Genomic DNA, 13,985 nt, shown 5'->3' on the forward strand with positions numbered 1-13,985 from the left:
AAAAAGTGGCCCCGTTTTTGGTAATCGCGCTATGCTGGTGTCGAACGTTTCATTCAGGCATGGCGCCTTAGCAGATAGGCAAGACGACCCATGGAACTAAGAGAGTGGCTAATCATCCTGGGGCTGGCCCTGGTGACCCTCATCGTTATCGATGGTGTGCGTCGCCTGCAGCGTCAGCGTCGAGTGCCCCGGCTGGACCGTGTCGATGGCAGTGCCGTCGATGACGCCCGGGGGCAGGAAGAGGATCCCGAGGCGGCGGCCCGTGAGGCCGAGCTGAACTGGGAGTTGCCCAACGGAGGGGCTCGGGTCGTGCGACCCGCCAGCTACGAGAGTGAGCCCCCACGTCCGGCGGCCAAGCCCAAGTTGACCCGCCAGGAGCACCCCGGGCCTTCCCGGGTGCTGGCCGAGTGGCAGGCCAAACGCCCGGCGGCTCCCGCCGAGGCGGCCGCGAGGCCATCCCGTGGAGCGGCACCCGACACCGAGCGGGAGTCCACCGCGGGCGACGCCCCCGAGCCGGTCGCGTCACCGGAAGCGACGCGGACGGCGCCGCCCGAGGCCGCATCCGGCCTGGAGCAAGCCGAGCCGGCCCGCTCCAGCGACGCGGAGGCGATGGAATTCCCATCGGAGCCTCGGCCGGCCGAGCCCAAGCGAGAGGCCAGGGGCGAACTTAAGCAGGCCGAACCCAGGCAGGCCGAACCCAGGCAGGCCGAACCCAGCCTATCGCTACCGGATGCAGGCGATACGCCGCCCGCCGAGCCGGCGGTGGGCGAAGGCGTTACATCCGAGTCAGGCGAAGCGAAGGCGGCTCCCGCCCTGGTCACCGATCCCGCCGATCATGATTTTCACGGCGACGACGAGCGCTATCGGCTGGTGGATTTCGACGGCATGGCGGACTCCTTCAAGAGCGGTTCGGTGAAGATGGGGCACTCGATGCAGCGTTTCGGGGCCGGCATCAAGAAGGGGTTGAGCGAGCGCCGCGAGCAGAATCGCAAGCGCAAACAGGAGCGCGAGCGCCTGAAGGCCGAGCAGGCCGCCGCCGAGGCGGCGCGTCGCCAGCAGCAGGAGGTCGAGCGTCAGCGCCTGGCCGCCGAGCAGCAGGCCGCCGAGCAGCAGCGCCTGGAGGCCGAGAAACAGGCCGCCCCGAGCCATGAGATCGAGCAGGAAGATCCGCTGTTCACTTTCGCGGGGCCCAGTCATCGGGACAGTCGCTATTCGGACGAAGTCGTCGAGTCCAATAACCTACCCGGGGCACACCATGGCGAAGTGGCCGCTCCCCATCCGGTGGTGGAGAAGGCGCTGCGCAACGACGTGGAAGCCCCCCAGGCCCGGGAAGCCCTCTCCCATGCCGAGGAAATCATCGTCATCAGCGTGATGTGTCGCGAGGAGCAGGGCTTCTCCGGCACCGCCCTGCTCAAGCTGATGCTGGCCTGCGGCCTGCGCTACAGCCGCGAGATGGGTATCTTCCACCGCTTCGAGACCGAGGCCGAGGATAGCCCGCTGCAATTCTCCATGGTCAATGTGGTCAAGCCCGGCACCTTCCCGCTGGATGCCATGGACGAGTTCACCACCCCGGGCATCACCTTCCTGATGCCGCTGCCGGCCGCCGAGGACACCTCGGCGGCCTTCGAGGCCATGGTGGAGTGCGCCATGGTGGTGGTGCGTCACCTGGGTGGCGAGCTCAAGGACGAGAACCACAGCGTGATGACCGCTCAGACCGTGGAGTTCGCCCGCCAGCGGGTCCACGAGTTCGAGCGCCGCCATCGCCTGCAGCGTTATCAGGTCAATTAAAGCCACAAGCTCGAAGCCCGAAGAAAACACCCCCCGATGGTCTCCGTCGGGGGGTGTCGCTTTGGTAAGCTAGGCACCGATGCCGGCCTTTTGCCCTAGACCGAGACCCTTGATTTCCATGAGTCAACCCGACCCGACGATCCACGACGAGGTGGCGCGGCTGCGCGCCGAGCTCGACGATGCCAACTACCGCTACTACGTCCTCGACGATCCCCGCCTGACCGATGCCGACTACGATCGCCGGCTGCGGCGCCTGCAGCAGCTGGAGGACGACTACCCGGAGCTTGCCAGCGAGGACTCCCCCACCCAGCGGGTGGGGGCCGCCCCGGCGGCGGGCTTCCCCGAGGTGCAGCACGCGGTGCCCATGCTCTCCCTGGACAACGCCTTCGACGAGGAGGAACTGGCCGCCTTCGTCAAGCGCCTCGCCGAGCGTCTGGAAATGGACGGCGACGCCCTGGCCTTCTGCTGCGAGCCCAAGCTGGACGGTGCCGCGGTGTCGCTGGTCTACGAGCAGGGGCGCCTGGTCAGCGGCGCCACCCGGGGCGACGGTCGCACCGGCGAGGGCATTACCTCCAATCTGCGTACCCTGCGCTCCATCCCGCTGCGCCTGCGCGGCGAGGCGCCCCCCGAGCTGCTGGAGGTGCGCGGCGAGGTGACCATGCGCCACGACACCTTCGAGGCGATGAACCAGCGCGCCCGGGACGAGGGCACCAAGGTCTTCGCCAACCCCCGCAATGCCGCCGCCGGTAGCCTGCGCCAGCTCGACCCTCGGATCACCGCCACCCGGCCCCTGGAATTCAGCGCCTACCAGATGGCCCGCATCCAGCCGGACCCCGGCGATGCCACCCATAGCCAGCTGATGGCCCGCCTGGGCGAGGTCGGCCTGCGCACCAGCGCCGAGCTGGCCGTGGTGACGGGCGCGGCGGGGGTGATCGACTACTGCCGGCGCCTGGGCGAGAAGCGCGACGCCCTGGGCTACGATATCGACGGCGTGGTGATCAAGGTGGACGACCTGCGCCTGCAGCGCGAGCTGGGCTTCGTGGCCCGGGCGCCGCGCTGGGCCATCGCCTTCAAGTTCCCCGCCCAGGAGCAGGTCACCCGCCTCAACGACGTCGAGTTCCAGGTCGGCCGCACCGGTGCCATCACCCCGGTGGCGCGCCTCGAGCCGGTGGCGGTGGCCGGGGTCACCGTCGCCAATGCCACCCTGCATAACGCCGACGAGATCGCTCGCCTGGGCGTGAAGATCGGCGATAGCGTGGCCATTCGCCGCGCCGGCGACGTGATTCCCCAGGTGGTGCGGGTGGTCACCCCCGCCGAGGCGGGCCGGGAGATCGTCTTTCCCAGCCGCTGCCCGGTCTGCGATTCCCAGATCGAACGCCTGGAGGGCGAAGCGGTGGCGCGCTGTTCCGGCGGCCTCTACTGCGCCGCCCAGCGCAAGGAGGCCCTCAAGCACTTCGCCTCCCGCCGTGCCCTGGATATCGAGGGCCTGGGGGTCAAGCTGATCGACCAGTTGGTGGAGCGGGACTGGGTCAAGACCCCGGCGGACCTCTTCCGGCTGCGCGCCGCCCACCTGGCGGAGCTGCCGCGGATGGGCGAGAAGTCCGCGGAGAACCTGGTGGCGGCCCTGGAGAAGGCGAAGCAGACGACGCTGGCGCGCTTTATCTATGCCCTGGGCATCCGCGAGGTGGGCGAGGCCACCGCCGCCAACCTGGCCCGCCACTTCGGCACCCTGGAGGCGCTGATGGGCGCCGACCAGGAGGCCCTGGAGGCGGTGGATGACGTGGGCCCCATCGTCGCCCGCCATGTGCATACCTTCTTCCGCCAGCCCCATAACCACGAGACCCTCGAGGACCTGCTCGGTTGCGGCCTGCGCTGGGAGGAGGCGGCGGTGGAGGCGCTGCCCCAGCCCCTGGCTGGGCAGACCTGGGTGCTCACCGGCACCCTGGAGAGCATGACCCGGGACCAGGGCAAGGCGCGCCTCCAGGCCCTGGGCGCCAAGGTGGCCGGCAGCGTCTCCAAGAAGACCGCCGGCCTGGTGGCCGGCGAGGCCGCCGGCAGCAAGCTGACCAAGGCGCAAGAGCTCGGCGTGCCGGTGCTGGACGAGGCGGCCTTCCTGGAGCGCCTGGCCGCCTGGGAGAGTGGCGAGGCGGGGAACCTCGAGGAGAGCGACGAAACGAACGAGGAGAATCAAGCATGAGCGGACGCTTCGTGGAGGTGCCCCACCGGATGCTGCCGGGGGCGACCCTGGTCGCCCTGCTGGAGGCCTTCGTTACCCGCCAGGGCTATGACACCACCGACACCGGGGGCGGCATGGCCGCCTGGGTGGCGGAGCTGGAGGCCCAGTTGGAGCGGGGCGAGCTGCTGATTGCCCACGACCTCCAGACCGAGAGCACCGAGGTGATGACCCTGGCCCAGTGGCGCGCCTTCGGCCGCGACCTGGCCGACGACGAGGAAGACTAGGCGCCTGGTATTGTCGGCGCCCAGTCGGCATCCTGTCAGCCATGACCCTCGAGCCTCCACGGCGTTCCGGCAGCGTCGAGCGCAGCTACCCCCTCGACTGCCTGAGCGACACCCACGACTACCACCAGCTGCTGGTGGGCCTCGACGGCCGCCTGGACGTCGAGATCGAGGGGCGCGGCGCGGCCGTGGCCCCGGGGGGCGTCTGCCTGATTCCCGCCGCGGCGACCCATCACTACCTGGGGCTCGACGCCGACAACCGCTGCCGGGTGCTGGACCTGCCGGCCGGCGAGCCGGCGTACGACGCCCTCTTCGCGGGGATCCGCTTCCTGCGCCTGGCGCCCGAGGCGGCCCGGCGACTGGACGATGGGGCCCTGTTGGCGCGGCTCGGCGCCGCGCCGCCCTGGCGCGGCCCGCGCCTCAATATGGCGCGGCTGACCCGGCGGGTGCAGGCCGACCCGGCCACGCCCTGGGACCTGGCGCGGCTGGCCGAGGTCTCGCGACTCTCCGAACGCCAGCTGCGGCGCAGCCTCTCCGCGCTGACCGGCCTGACCCCCTGGCAGTGGCTCACGCGCCAGCGCCTGGCCCGGGCCGCCCGGCTGCTGGCCGAGGGCGAGGCGTCGATCACCGAGATCGCCCTGGCCTGTGGCTTCGCCGATGGCGCCCAGTTCAGCCGTCACTTCCGACGTTGCTGGGGCATAACGCCGAGCGACTTCCGCCGACGGCGCCCAGTTTAGGTTCATCGCAGATCAGCGTGAAGCCACGACATGAGTGATTCCGGCTTGCTATCGTGGGAGTTCGGCTATGCCGAACGATTGGGCGACGAAGTCGCCCCTGGTGGCAGCCAGGATCGCCCTTCGGGCGATATCGCGCGGAATCCGCGCTCCCACGGGGCATAACGCCGAGCGACTTTCGCCGCGGGTCTTGATGGCCGAAATCGACAAGCCAGGGCCCTGGCCTCCGGCCACACTGGGCGACCGATCCCCGAATGGAGAAGCGAGATGTCGGCCGTTCCCCCCGCCGAGGCGCGCCGCGCCACCCTCTGGGGTGCCAGCACCATCCTCAGCTGGGCGACCCTGGCGCTGTTTACCCAGTGGGCCGGCCCGGTGCCGCCCTTCCTGCTCACCACCTTGTGCTTCGGCCTGGCCGGCGGCCTGGCGCTGCTGGTGTTCCTGGCCCGTGGCGAGGGGCCGGCCCTGGGCGAAGCCCTGCGCCAGCCCCCGGCGGGCTGGTTGCTGGGCGTCGGCGGCCTGTTCGGCTATCACCTCTGCTACTTCGTCGCCCAGCAGAACGCGCCGGCGGCCAATGCCGGCCTGATCAGCTACCTCTGGCCGTTGCTGATCGTGATCTTCGCCGGCTGGCTGCTGCCGGGGGAGCGGTTGCGCGGCATCCATCTGCTGGGCGGCGTCTGCGGTTTCCTGGGGGCGGCGCTGCTGGTGGGGCCGGACGGCCTCGACTGGGCGGGGGAGTACACGCCGGGCTACCTGGCGGCCTTCGCCGCGGCCTTTATCTGGAGCGGCTACTCGGTGGCCTCGCGGCTGCTGTCGCGGATCCCCACCACGGCGGTGGCCTGGAACTGCCTGGGGGCGGCGCTGCTGGCGCTGCTCTGCCACCTGGCCTGGGAGCCCCGCGGCTGGCCCGAGGGCGCCAACCTCTGGGCCATCCTGGCCCTGGGGCTGGGCCCGGTGGGCAGTGCCTTCTTCACCTGGGACCTGGGCATGAAGCGCGGGCAGGTCCGCCTGCTGGGGCTGCTCTCCTACGCGACGCCGCTGCTCTCCACCCTGGTGTTGATCGCCGCGGGCCTGGCCGCCCCCGGCCCGACCCTGCTGATCGCCGCCCTGCTGATCTGCGGCGGCGCCCTGATCGGCAGCGGCCGGCTGGGGCCACGGGCAGGCCATGGCACCCGGCACGAGTCGACGGGCTCCTAGCCGCGAATCAGCTCGCGAATCAGCCGCCGCCCCGGATGCAGGTGATCCACCAGGTCGCGGGGCAGTGGCAGGGGCTCGTCGCAGAGCATCGAGGCCAGCAGCTCGGCGCATAGCGGCGCGCTGGCCAGGCCCCGGGAGCCGTGGGCGGCGCTGATCCACAGCCCCGGATGGTGGCGTCCCGGCGTCTCGGGGATGCGCTTGGCGTCCTTGCTGAGCGGTGCATAGTCGCGCCGCCAGGCCTCGGCGTCCGGCAGCGGCCCGGCGTAGGGGCTCTTGTCGGGGCTGGCCGCCCGCACCGCGGCGCGCCCCGTCAGGCGCGAGGCGTCCAGCTCGGCGCCGGCCGCGCGCAGCGCCGCCACATAGCCGGGCAGGGTGGCCTCGAGCTCCGCCAGGTTGGCGGCGTGATCCGCCTCCCGCACCGCGTCGCTTTCGTCATGGGGGGCGAAGGTGGCGCCGAAGGTCAGCACCCCGTCCAGGGGCGGCGGCAGGTAGCCGCCGGCGCAGATCACCCGGGTCGGCGCCGGGGCCCCCTCGGGCAGCGACAGCTCGCTGACCTGGCCGCGGATCGCCTGCAGGGGCAGGGCGGCGCTCTGGGCGAAGCGATTGGCGGCCCGGGCATTGGCCAGGACGACTTGATCCACCGCCAGGCTGTCCCCATCGGCGAGAACCAGTCGCCAGCCCTCGCCCTCCGGGGCGATGGCCTCCACGGCCGCGGGGCGATAGTCGATGCCCGGGGTGGCCGCCAGCCGCGCGCAGAGGGCCTTGGGCCGCACCCAGCCCGCCGCCGGGTAGTCCAGGCCGCCGCAGCCGGGGGCCAGGTCGCCGCTCAGGCCGCAGCGCCGGGCCAGGGTCTCGGCATCGAGGCCCGCCACCACCGAGGCCGGCAGCGCATGGTGCTCGAGAAAACGCGCCTGGCGCCGGGCTTCCCGCTCGCCCTTGGCCAGCTGCACCACGCCGCTGGGTTGCCACAGGGCCCGGTCCGGGTCGCGGTGGGCCAGGAAGCGGCAACTGTGCAGCAGCCCCGCCAGATAGACCCGGCTCTGGTCGTTGGTCTCCGCGGCCAGCTTGACGTAGAGGGCCCCCTGGCGGTTGCCGGAGGCGCCGGCGGCGATGCCGGCGGGGTCGAGCAGGGTCACCGCCACGCCGCGGCGGGCCAGGGCCTCGGCCACGGTGGTGCCGGCCAGGCCGGCGCCCACCACCGCCACCCGGCGGGCCGGGCGCGGCGGCGGCGGGGTGAACCAGGGCGCCCGGCGACGGCCGTCGTCCCGGGGCGGCGCCTCGATCTCGCCGGCCAGCATCTCCCGCTTGCGGCCGAAGCCGGGCACCTTGCGCCAGGCGAAACCCGCCGCCTTGAGGCCGCGCTTGACCACCCCGGCGCAGGTGAAGGTGGCGAAGCTGGCGCCGGGGCGGGAGCGGGCCGCCATGGCCTCGAACAGCGCCGGGTGCCACATCTCGGGATTCTTGGCGGGGGCGAAGCCATCCAGGAACCAGGCATCCACCCGGCCCTCCAGCTGCCACAGGCCCTCGGCGCTGTCGCCGAAGTGCAGGTCCAGGGTTACCCGCTCGTCGAGCCACAGGCGATGCACCCCGGGCAGCGGCTCCGGCCACTGTTCGACCAGCCGCGCCGCCGGCTCGGCGAACTCGGGCCAGGCCGCCAGGGCCCGGGCCAGGTCGTCGCGGCGCAGCGGGAAGAGCTCGGTGGAGACCAGGTGCAGGCGCGCCCCGGCCGGGGCCTGGGCGCGGAAGCAGGCCCAGGCGCAGAGCATATTGAGGCCGGTGCCGAAGCCGGTCTCGCCGATCACGAAGGGGCGCGGCTCCCGCCACTCCCGGAAGCGCCGCGGCAGGTCGTTGGCGGCGATAAACACATGCTCGGTCTCGGCGCGGCCGTCATGGCGCGAGAAGTAGACGTCGTCGAAGTGGGTCGAGTGGGGGGCCACGGCCAGGGTGTCATCGGCTCGCCAGTCCAGGCTGGCCTGGGTCAGGGGGCGCAGGGGGGGCAGCGTCACGGCTCGGGCCTCGCAGGCAAGGGGTCGCAGGGTGGTCAAAGCGTAGCCAGCCCGCCCGAGGCGAGGGCGGCTCTGGGCTGGCGCCAGGCATCCGCGGGCTGTTAACAGAGTTTTCCACAGCCGCTGTGCAAAAACCGGCTGTGGAAAACCGCCGGTTAGGGCAGCACCTTCTTGAAGGGCTTGACGATGACCCGGGCGTAGACGCCGGCGATCACATAGGGGTCCACGTCCGCCCAGGCCTGGGCGGCCTGGAGATCCTCGAATTCGGCCACCACCAGGCTGCCGCTGAAGCCCGCCTCGCCCGGGTCGTCGCTGTCCGCCGCCGGATGGGGGCCGGCCAGCACCAGGCGGCCCTCGTCACGCAGTTTCTCCAGGCGGGCCAGGTGATCGGGACGAGCGGCCATGCGGCGCTCGAGGCTGTTATTCACATCTTCACTGATGATGGCGTAGAGCATGGGTGAATCCTTGCAGGAAAACCGACGAACCGGCAGCGCCCCCTGGCGCGGCGCGCGGTTGACCGCGGCCGGCGGGGCGCGCACCATGGAGGCCCTATTTTGACAAAGACGCCCGCCGGCGTCATGCCGATGACCGATTCTTCCCCGCTCGCCGATTCCCTGGCCGAGGTCACCGGCCTCGACCTGCATATGCATTCCACCGCGTCCGACGGGGCCCTGGCCCCCGCCGAGCTGATGGCCCTGTGCCGGACCCGGGGCCTGACGCACCTGGCGCTGACCGACCACGACACCGTGGAGGGCGTCGCCGAGGCGGATGTGGCCGCTCGGGAGCTGGGCCTGCGCCTGCTGCCCGCCACCGAGCTCTCCTCCCAGTGGAGTGGCATCAATATCCATGTGGTGGGGCTGCTGCCCGAGGGGGCCCGGGGCCCCCTGGCCGAAGGCCTGGCCGAGCAGGCTCGCGCCCGGGCGGCTCGGGCCGAGGAGATCGCCCGGCGCCTGGAGGCCATCGGCCTGGACGACGCCCTGGCCAAGGCCCGGGCCCAGGCCGGCAGCGAACGCCCCCTGGGGCGCCCCGACTTCGCCAGGGCGCTGGTGGCCGATGGCCTGGTCAAGGATATCGGCACGGCCTTCAAGAAGTACCTGGGCAACGGCAAGCGTGGCGATATCAAGGCCCACTGGCCCGCCCTCGAAGCGGTGGTGGCCTGGGTGGTGGCTGCCGGCGGGGTGGCGGTGCTGGCCCACCCGCTGCGCTATGGCCTGACTCGGCGCAAGCGCGGCCTGTTGCTGGACGCCTTCCGGGCCGCCGGCGGCGAGGCGGTGGAGCTGGTCAGCGGCTTCCAGAACCCCGACCAGACCCGCGACCTGGCCCGACAACTGATCGAGCGCGACCTCTCGGGCTCCGTGGGCAGCGACTTCCACGCCCCGGGTGGCCCCCTGGCCCCGGGCAGCATGAGCCCGGTGCCCCGGGTCGCGGTGACGCCGGTCTGGCATCACCCCCGCCTGGCGGGCTTTGCCGCCGCCTGAGCCGCGGCGTATGCTGATTCCCAGGCCCGAGCCGCGGCGGCTTCCCTAGCCGTCCTTTGGCCACCCCATCCAGGACTCAGCGCAAGGAGCCCGCATGAGCCAGTTCTTCCAGATCCATCCCGAGAATCCCCAGAAGCGCCTGATCGACGGCGCCATCGACATCATTCGCCGCGGCGGCGTGATCGCCTACCCCACCGACTCCGGCTATGCCCTGGGCTGCCACCTGGGGGACAAGAAGGCGGTGGAGCGCATCAAGCGCCTGCGCCAACTGGACGACAAGCACAACTTCACCCTGGTCTGCTCGGACCTCTCCGAGATCGGCACCTACGCCAAGGTGGACAACGACGTCTTCCGCCTGCTCAAGGCGCATACCCCCGGCGCCTACACCTTTATCCTCCAGGCCACCACCGAGGTGCCGCGGCTGCTGCTGCACCCCAAGCGCCGCTCCATCGGCGTGCGGGTGCCCGATCATCGCATCACCCATGCCCTGCTGGAGGCGCTGGGCGAGCCGCTGATGAGCGTGACCCTGATCCCGGTGGGGGAGGAACTGCCGATGACCGACGCCGAGGAGATCCGCGACCGCTACGCCAATCAGCTCGACCTGATCATCGACGGCGGCGCCTGCCAACTGGAGCCCACCAGCGTGGTGGACCTGCGCGAGCTGCCCCCCACCATCGTCCGCGAAGGGCGCGGCGAGCTCTCGTCGTTCCAGTAATCCTCGCCGCAGTTCTCCGCTTGAGTCACGCCCGGCCCTTGGCCGGGCGTCGTGGTTAGGGCCGTCGTAAACAGGATGACAAGGGGCGTAAGGGGGAGGGCAGAGGCGCGAAAGCGGGCTAGAGTTAATTTGAATGATCAATAAAAATAAAATACGCTGGTTTGTGTCGATTTCGATAACGTTGTGTAATGGATTGGCTCCGGCCGGTCCTCACAGGAGAAAAGCATGACCCCGAACAAGAAGCGATTCCCCGCCCTGCTGGCCGGCCTGGCCGCCGCCTCCTTCGCCGTCACCGCCAGTGCCGAGGCGCCCGCCGAGGAGGCGACCCTCTGCGATCAGCAGGCCTATGCCATGGGCCTGCGCTATCAGCAGCAGTCCGCCGAAGTGGCGGCACTGCAGCGCCAGGGGTATGCCCTGGCCACCCTGCGCCTGGAGCAGGCCATCGAACGCCATGGTGAGGACGCCGACCTGGCGATCATCACCGACCTGGACGAGACGGTGATCGACAACGGCGCCCTGCTGGTGCGCGATATGCAGCGCTGCCACGATTACACCAGCTGGGACACCTGGAAGCACTGGGAGCGTGAGGGCGAGCCGCGGCTGATCCCCGGCGCCGGGGACTTCCTCGAGTATGCCGATGCCCAGGGCGTGGCCATCTACTATGTCTCCGACCGCTACGACGAGAACAAGGCCGCGACCCTGGCCACCCTGGAGGGGCTGGGGCTGCCCCAGGTCGGCGACGACAGCGTGCTGCTGCTGGGCCCTCCCAAGCAGGAGCGTCGTGACCTGGTGGAAGAGCATCACACCCTGGTGATGCTGCTGGGCGATACCCTGCACGACTTCTCCGAGGCCTTCGTCAGCAGCGTGCCCCTGGACGAGCAGCACGCCGAGCTGGAGGCCAATGCCGAGCGCATCGGCGTCGACTGGATCGTCTTCCCCAATGCCACCTATGGCACCTGGGACGATGCCGAGCTGGAGGCCTGGGACGCACCCTTCGTGACCGAATAAGCGGGAGTCGAAGGCCCCGTGGTCGGGGCAAGCCGGGGAGGCGTCCGCTCAGGCGGGCGCCTCCTTGTCGTTGGAGGCGCCGTCGTCGCGCTTCTCCCGGGGATCCGGCGTTTCCTCATCGAGCCAGGTGCCGCAGCGCAGGCAGTATTTGGCGCGCTTCTCGTGGCGGTCGTGGCCACAGCCGGGGCAGGCCTCGTCGGAGTAGCGGTCGGCACGGATCGAGCGGATCACCTCCGCGGAGAAGACCCCGGTGGGCACGGCGATGATCGAGTAGCCGGTGAGCATCACCATCACCGAGATCGCCTGGCCCAGGGGGGTGACCGGCACGATATCTCCATAGCCCACGGTGGTCAGGGTGACGATGGCCCAGTAGATGGCGGTGGGAATGCTGCTGAAGCCCGCCTCTTCCGGCTCGATCAGGTAGACCAGGGAGGCGAAGATGGTCACCAGCATGAAGACGCCGAACAGGAACAGGAAGATCTGGTGGCTGCTGCGCCTGAGGGCCTCCACCAGCAGTCGGGCTTCACCGACGAACTGCATCAGGCGCAGGATGCGGAAGATACGCAGCACCCGCAGCAGGCGGATCACCACCAGCGACTGGGCCCCGGGAACCAGCAGGACCAGCCAGGTGGGCAGGATCGCCAGGACATCGATCACCCCGTAGAAACTCTTCAGGTAGCCCAGCGGCTTGTCGAGGCAGTAGAGACGCAGCGCCAGCTCCAGGGTAAAGGCCAGGGTAAAGCCCCACTCCAGCCAGTAGAAGAGGGCGCCGTACTCGGCCCGGTAGGCGCTCACGCTGTCCAGCATCACCACCAGCACGCTGGCCAGGATCACCCCGATTAGGGCGATATCGAAGCCCTTGGCCAGGGGCGTGTCGGACTCGAAGATCACCTGGAAGACGCGGGTACGCAGGCCTTCGGCGGCGGGCTTGAAGTGATCGCTCATGGGATCCTCCTGATCACGGGCATCGGCCTTAGCCATGCAGGTGGCGGGCCAGGGCCAGGGCATCGCGCCCGGCGTCCGTCGTCCAGTCGTTATCCAGCGCCTGGGCGAGCCGTCGGGCCAGGCGCTGGGTGGAAGCGTCGGTGGTGTCCAGGGCCGCCAGTCGGGCATAGGCGCGCTGGGCCTCGGCGAGGAAGGTCGCGTCACCGCTGTCGTCCAGGGCATCCAGGGCGGCGAGGGCGCGGGCCTCCAGGGCGAGGGCATCGCCGCCCTCCGGCAAGGCCCACCGGCCGGCCAGCAGGGCCGCGCCCCGGGCCGCCTTGCTGGCATTGGCGGGGCGCAGCGGCACCGACTCGGCTAGCCGCTCGGCCAGTTGCCAGAGGGCGGCGGGGTCGCCCTCCTTGAGCTCCAGTTCCAGTTCGCGAATCGCGGCCCGCCGCTCCCCGGCGCGGACCTCCCCCTCGTCCAGGGCCAGCTCGATGCGGCTGCCCTGCCAGTCGAGCAGCCAGCGCCGACGCCGGAAGTCGGTGGTGAAACGCGGCGCCAGGCGTTCCAGCAGGTCCACCGGTAACGCCGCCATGGGCGGCAGGGTGGCCAGGCGGGTCAGGTCCAGGCTGTCACCGGCCACCGGCCACTCCCACTCGCCGCGCCGCGACAGGCCGCCGTGGCTCTGGCCGGCGGTCTTCAGGGTCTGCACCCAGCCGGCGTCGGTGCGCCTCAGGCGTAGCGCCATGCGTGCGGCTTCCAGCTCCCCCCGGGGGGTATCGAAGTAGGTGTTGGCCAGGGCCAGACGCTCGGGGGCCTGGCGCAGCAACGGCTGGGCCAGCAGGAGGTCGGGACCATCTTCGGCCAGGGCGAGCTTGAGCTCGATCTCTTGGGGCATGGGGCTTCCTGTGTGATGAAAGGGTGAATTTTTTATGACGCTAGCGGGCTCAGTCACTATACTGTCGCCGCCAACTTCCCAAGTGCGACATTTCCTATGGTGACTCCCAACCCCTTCTCCGCGATGTTTGGCCGTTCGCCATTCCAGCCGCTGCTGGCGCATATCGTCAAGGCCAGCGAAGCCGCGAACGAGCTGCTGCCCTTCTTCGAGGCGACCCTTACCGGCGACTGGACCACGGCGGCCCGCCATCGCGAGGCGATCACCCGCCTGGAGCACGAGGCCGATGAGCTCAAGACCGAGCTGCGCCTCAACCTGCCCAATACCATGTTCCTGCCGGTCTCCCGTTCCGATCTGCTCGACCTGATCAGCGTACAGGACAAGATCGCCAACAAGGCGCGAGATATCACCGGCATCATGCTGGGCCGCCAGATGCAGATGCCCGAGGCCCTGGCCGGCCCCATGCGCGACTACCTGCAGACCTCGGTGGCCGCCGTGACCCAGGCCCGCAAGGCGCTGGAGGAACTCAAGGACCTGCTGGAATCCGGCTTCGGCCGTAACGTCTCCGACGTGATGCAGAACCTGATCCGCGAGCTGCACACCCTGGAGCATCAGGCCGACAGCCAGCAGGTGGCGATCCGCCGCCAGCTCTTCGGCCTGGAGGGCGAACTGCCGCCGGTGGACGTGATGTTCCTCTACCAGATCATCGACTGGATCGGCGAACTCTCCGATCGGGCCGAACGGGTCGGTAGCCGCCTGCAGATCCTCACCGCCCGCTGAGGT

13 protein-coding genes are annotated in these 13,985 nt (G+C 70.4%); 9 read left to right on the forward strand and 4 right to left on the reverse strand.

What is annotated here, in order from left to right; all coding sequences use genetic code 11:
• Window positions 1-90: 90 nt before the first annotated feature.
• The 5 genes from zipA to yddG all read left to right on the forward strand — a co-directional run bounded on the left by zipA (window position 91) and on the right by yddG (window position 6,173).
• Window positions 91-1,788 (forward strand): cell division protein ZipA, encoded by a 1,698-nt coding sequence (zipA, locus tag ACZ5EF_RS01875; protein WP_346062748.1) that lies wholly within the window; start codon window positions 91-93, stop codon window positions 1,786-1,788.
• A gap of 118 nt (window positions 1,789-1,906) precedes the next feature.
• Entirely contained in the window at window positions 1,907-3,985 is a 2,079-nt protein-coding gene (gene ligA, locus ACZ5EF_RS01880; RefSeq protein WP_346062747.1) for an NAD-dependent DNA ligase LigA, read from the forward strand.
• Window positions 3,982-4,248: a YheU family protein gene (locus tag ACZ5EF_RS01885; RefSeq protein ID WP_346062746.1), complete on the forward strand. Its 267-nt coding sequence runs from the start codon at window positions 3,982-3,984 to the stop codon at window positions 4,246-4,248. Before ligA ends, ACZ5EF_RS01885 begins: the two co-directional genes overlap by 4 nt.
• 41 nt (window positions 4,249-4,289) lie before the next feature.
• Complete coding sequence (locus ACZ5EF_RS01890; protein WP_346062745.1) at window positions 4,290-4,982, forward strand: helix-turn-helix transcriptional regulator; 693 nt, start codon at window positions 4,290-4,292, stop codon at window positions 4,980-4,982.
• Window positions 4,983-5,246: 264 nt separating this feature from the next.
• The gene (yddG, locus tag ACZ5EF_RS01895; RefSeq protein WP_346062744.1) at window positions 5,247-6,173 is read left to right on the forward strand and encodes an aromatic amino acid exporter YddG; all 927 of its coding nucleotides are present in this window, start codon (window positions 5,247-5,249) and stop codon (window positions 6,171-6,173) included.
• Here the strand turns inward: yddG and mnmC are convergent.
• Complete coding sequence (gene mnmC, locus ACZ5EF_RS01900) at window positions 6,170-8,179, reverse strand: bifunctional tRNA (5-methylaminomethyl-2-thiouridine)(34)-methyltransferase MnmC2/FAD-dependent 5-carboxymethylaminomethyl-2-thiouridine(34) oxidoreductase MnmC1 (protein WP_346062743.1); 2,010 nt, start codon at window positions 8,177-8,179, stop codon at window positions 6,170-6,172. The two genes, yddG and mnmC, sit on opposite strands and share 4 nt — an antisense overlap.
• A gap of 155 nt (window positions 8,180-8,334) precedes the next feature.
• The gene (locus ACZ5EF_RS01905) at window positions 8,335-8,634 is read right to left on the reverse strand and encodes a YciI family protein (protein ID WP_346062742.1); all 300 of its coding nucleotides are present in this window, start codon (window positions 8,632-8,634) and stop codon (window positions 8,335-8,337) included.
• Between the two features lie 129 nt (window positions 8,635-8,763).
• Between ACZ5EF_RS01905 and ACZ5EF_RS01910 the strand changes: the two genes are divergently transcribed.
• The 3 genes from ACZ5EF_RS01910 to ACZ5EF_RS01920 all read left to right on the forward strand — a co-directional run bounded on the left by ACZ5EF_RS01910 (window position 8,764) and on the right by ACZ5EF_RS01920 (window position 11,380).
• On the forward strand, window positions 8,764-9,657 hold the full coding sequence (locus ACZ5EF_RS01910; protein WP_346062906.1) for a PHP domain-containing protein: 894 nt from the start codon (window positions 8,764-8,766) through the stop codon (window positions 9,655-9,657).
• Between the two features lie 94 nt (window positions 9,658-9,751).
• Entirely contained in the window at window positions 9,752-10,372 is a 621-nt protein-coding gene (locus tag ACZ5EF_RS01915; protein WP_346062741.1) for an L-threonylcarbamoyladenylate synthase, read from the forward strand.
• Window positions 10,373-10,597: 225 nt separating this feature from the next.
• A complete protein-coding gene (locus tag ACZ5EF_RS01920; RefSeq protein ID WP_346062740.1) occupies window positions 10,598-11,380 on the forward strand; it encodes a 5'-nucleotidase, lipoprotein e(P4) family in 783 nt (260 codons plus the stop codon).
• A 48-nt stretch (window positions 11,381-11,428) separates the two neighbouring features.
• On the opposite strand, the gene ACZ5EF_RS01925 is transcribed toward ACZ5EF_RS01920, so the two are convergent.
• Both ACZ5EF_RS01925 and ACZ5EF_RS01930 read right to left on the reverse strand, forming a co-directional pair.
• Entirely contained in the window at window positions 11,429-12,325 is an 897-nt protein-coding gene (locus ACZ5EF_RS01925; RefSeq protein WP_346062739.1) for an ion transporter, read from the reverse strand.
• 28 nt (window positions 12,326-12,353) lie between these two features.
• Window positions 12,354-13,205 carry a CYTH domain-containing protein gene (locus tag ACZ5EF_RS01930; RefSeq protein ID WP_346062738.1) on the reverse strand — a complete coding sequence of 284 codons (852 nt, stop codon included), beginning with the start codon at window positions 13,203-13,205 and terminating at the stop codon, window positions 12,354-12,356.
• 96 nt (window positions 13,206-13,301) lie between these two features.
• Between ACZ5EF_RS01930 and ACZ5EF_RS01935 the strand changes: the two genes are divergently transcribed.
• Window positions 13,302-13,982, forward strand: a complete 681-nt coding sequence (locus ACZ5EF_RS01935; RefSeq protein ID WP_346062737.1) for a TIGR00153 family protein — start codon at window positions 13,302-13,304, stop codon at window positions 13,980-13,982.
• Window positions 13,983-13,985 lie beyond the last annotated feature (3 nt).

The organism is Bisbaumannia salifodinae, assembly GCF_055388505.1.

Excerpts from the sequence above, each read along its gene's own strand:
- ligA (WP_346062747.1), top strand. The coding sequence starts at position 1,907 with ATGAGTCAACCCGACCCGACGATCCACGACGAGGTGGCGCGGCTGCGC.
- ACZ5EF_RS01890 (WP_346062745.1), top strand. The coding sequence starts at position 4,290 with ATGACCCTCGAGCCTCCACGGCGTTCCGGCAGCGTCGAGCGCAGCTAC.
- ACZ5EF_RS01885 (WP_346062746.1), top strand. The coding sequence starts at position 3,982 with ATGAGCGGACGCTTCGTGGAGGTGCCCCACCGGATGCTGCCGGGGGCG.
- yddG (WP_346062744.1), top strand. The coding sequence starts at position 5,247 with ATGTCGGCCGTTCCCCCCGCCGAGGCGCGCCGCGCCACCCTCTGGGGT.
- ACZ5EF_RS01920 (WP_346062740.1), top strand. The coding sequence starts at position 10,598 with ATGACCCCGAACAAGAAGCGATTCCCCGCCCTGCTGGCCGGCCTGGCC.
- ACZ5EF_RS01925 (WP_346062739.1), bottom strand. The coding sequence starts at position 12,325 with ATGAGCGATCACTTCAAGCCCGCCGCCGAAGGCCTGCGTACCCGCGTC.
- zipA (WP_346062748.1), top strand. The coding sequence starts at position 91 with ATGGAACTAAGAGAGTGGCTAATCATCCTGGGGCTGGCCCTGGTGACC.
- ACZ5EF_RS01905 (WP_346062742.1), bottom strand. The coding sequence starts at position 8,634 with ATGCTCTACGCCATCATCAGTGAAGATGTGAATAACAGCCTCGAGCGC.
- ACZ5EF_RS01930 (WP_346062738.1), bottom strand. The coding sequence starts at position 13,205 with ATGCCCCAAGAGATCGAGCTCAAGCTCGCCCTGGCCGAAGATGGTCCC.
- ACZ5EF_RS01915 (WP_346062741.1), top strand. The coding sequence starts at position 9,752 with ATGAGCCAGTTCTTCCAGATCCATCCCGAGAATCCCCAGAAGCGCCTG.
- ACZ5EF_RS01910 (WP_346062906.1), top strand. The coding sequence starts at position 8,764 with ATGACCGATTCTTCCCCGCTCGCCGATTCCCTGGCCGAGGTCACCGGC.
- ACZ5EF_RS01935 (WP_346062737.1), top strand. The coding sequence starts at position 13,302 with ATGGTGACTCCCAACCCCTTCTCCGCGATGTTTGGCCGTTCGCCATTC.